The following is a 2,341-nucleotide window of genomic DNA, read 5'->3' as shown; positions in this document are numbered from 1 at the left end:
GTCAGGCGGTGTCGATCGGCGACAAGGTGCAGGCGCGGCTCAACGATCGGTCGGTGCGGGTGGATCTCCCGGCTGGTGCCTGTGGGGGGGGGCAGCTGTGTGCGTTCGTCACCAACCGGGAGACCTACACGATCATCGGTGCTCACCGTGATGAAAACAATGATCACTTTCTGTTGGGGCGTGACCAGCACGGAGTGATCGCGTATTTCCCGGTCGAGTACGCCGCCCGGCATCTGCGGCTGGCCTATGCGGGGACGGTGCATGCGGCGCAGTCGTTGACGGTTGACACCGGGCACTCGGTCATCACCGAGGAGATGGGCCGGGACGCGGTGTATCCGGCGATCACCCGGGGCCGGGTGGAGAATCATGTGTGGCTGGTCGCCGCCCGCCCGGCGGATGCTCATGATCCGCAGGCCCTAGCGGAGACGGCGAGGTCGCGGTTTTCGTCGGTGATCGAGTTCAGTGGGGCGCAGACCTCGGCGGTGGCTGCCCGCGCCGAGGCGCAGGATCAGGCGCGGTCGTTGGTGACGCTGGCCGGGGACTGGTTCGACCTGGCCCGGATGCAGCACCGTGAACGGGCCGGCCGGCTTCTGACGGGGGCGTTGGGTGCGGTGAACGCGGCCCGGGTCGAGGCTGAGGGCGGTCGCGGGTCGCTGCTGGCGGTCCTCGCGGAGTCGGAGTTGGCCGGGCATGACCCGGCGCGGCTCCTCTCCCAGGTTGCGGGCTCGCGGGAACTGGACTCGGCGGAGAACGTGTCGGATGTGCTGCGGTGGCGGATCGCCGGCGCGGTCAGTGGACGGGTGCCGGAGGACCCGGTCACCGCCGCGACGGTGTTCGAGTCGTGGACCGTTACTGGTGATGGTGTTCATGCTCGGCAGCGGAACCGGTTGGCGCCGTTGATCGTCGACCGGATCGGCGTGCTGGGGCGGCGGGCTGCTGAGCAGGCACCCGGGTGGGCGGTCGAAGCGCTCGGCGCGGTGCCCGGGCCCGGTACCGGCGAGTGGTCGGAGTGGGTGCGCCGCGCGGGTGTCGCGGCCGGGTACCGGGAATACAGCGGGATCGCTGATACCGCGGCCAGTCTGGGGCCGGCGCCGGCAGCTGATGACGTCTATGCCCGGGCGTGGTGGACCCGGGCGGTCGCCGCCCTCGGCGTGGATGCCGCGTTGGTGGAGCATCGGCGGCTACCGGACGCGGTGCTGGCGGAGAAGGTCCAGACCTGGGAACGCGTGCACGCCGGCGCCCCGATCTATGCCGCCGAGCAGTTGTGGGCGGCACACGAGCGGCTGCACGACGCGCGGGTGAACGCGCACCTCGCGGCCGCGGCACGGGACAACCCGACCGGTGGCGCGGCGGCGCGGGAGCTGGCCGAGATCAACGCCCGGACCGCGCAGACCCTGGCCACGCTCGCTCACGACCAGGTCGAGACGTGGACGGCAGCACACGAGCGGCGCACCGGCTGGTACACCGGTGTCCGTGACCTCGCCGAGGACGCCCGGCACGCGGCAGAGGAGCTACATCGGCGTGGCCGTACCCGGAGCACGTCGATGGTGGTGCCGGTCGAGGACCGGCCCCGGCCGCGGCGGGAGTTCGCGATGCGGACCGGCACCGACCGTCTCCGTACCGACCGTTTTCGGGCTGGTAGTAGCGCTGCGGCCGGTGCTGGGCTGAAGGTGGAGTCGGTCGGGTCGCGGGAACGTGCCCGCGCTGAGGAAGCGTCCCGGCGTCATCACCTTGACCAGCACGATGTGCCGCGCCTCGACCAGCATGTCGAGCAGCGCCGCAGCCACGGTCTGGGATACAGCTGATGACCGCCCATCCGTCGTTGGTGGCGGCGCTGGAACAGCTCACCGCGCTGGTCACGGCGTTGGATGCCCGGATCAGCCACCTCGAAACCGTTGTCATCAGCGCTGACGACGGTGAGAGCGGGCCGGGCACTGCGGACGGGCTACGGCCGGTGGCTTGGCCACAGCTCGACGCCGCGGACGCAGCAGCGGCGTGGGACGAACTCGGAACATGGGTGGGGCAGGTCCTGACACCGACCCTGGAACCGTCGGTGCGGCAGATCCCGCCGTGCTGGCCAGCGCACTCTTGGGGCCGTGAGACGTTGTCGTGGCTGCACGCCGCCTACCGGCAGGCCTACAGCCCGCACGGCTCAGGTTTCCAGGCTGCGGAGTGGCATACCCGGTGGGTGCCGCACGCTTACGCCGCGTTCGCCGCGCCCGAGGCGGCGCAAGGCGGGTTCTGTGACCGTCCCGAGCACCGCGCCGCCGGCGGGGACCCGGGCCGGCGGTTGGAGGACTCCGAGTGGCGGCCGTGGTTTGACCGCGCCCGCGCCGCCGAC

1 protein-coding gene and 1 pseudogene are annotated in these 2,341 nt (G+C 71.5%); both read left to right on the top strand.

Translation table 11 applies throughout. From position 1 onward, the window contains the following. On the top strand, positions 1-1,805 hold a 1,805-nt coding region (locus Ae331Ps2_RS29820; RefSeq protein WP_217695671.1), incomplete at its 5' end, for a hypothetical protein. Beyond that, positions 1,805-2,341, top strand: a pseudogene (locus Ae331Ps2_RS32870) (hypothetical protein); the annotation flags it as partial. The gene Ae331Ps2_RS29820 and the pseudogene Ae331Ps2_RS32870, both read left to right, overlap by 1 nt.

This window comes from Pseudonocardia sp. Ae331_Ps2 (genome assembly GCF_001932405.1).
Lineage (GTDB): Bacteria > Actinomycetota > Actinomycetes > Mycobacteriales > Pseudonocardiaceae > Pseudonocardia.
Note: the sequence above shows the minus strand (reverse complement) of the source record. Positions and strands in the feature narration are given on the sequence as shown.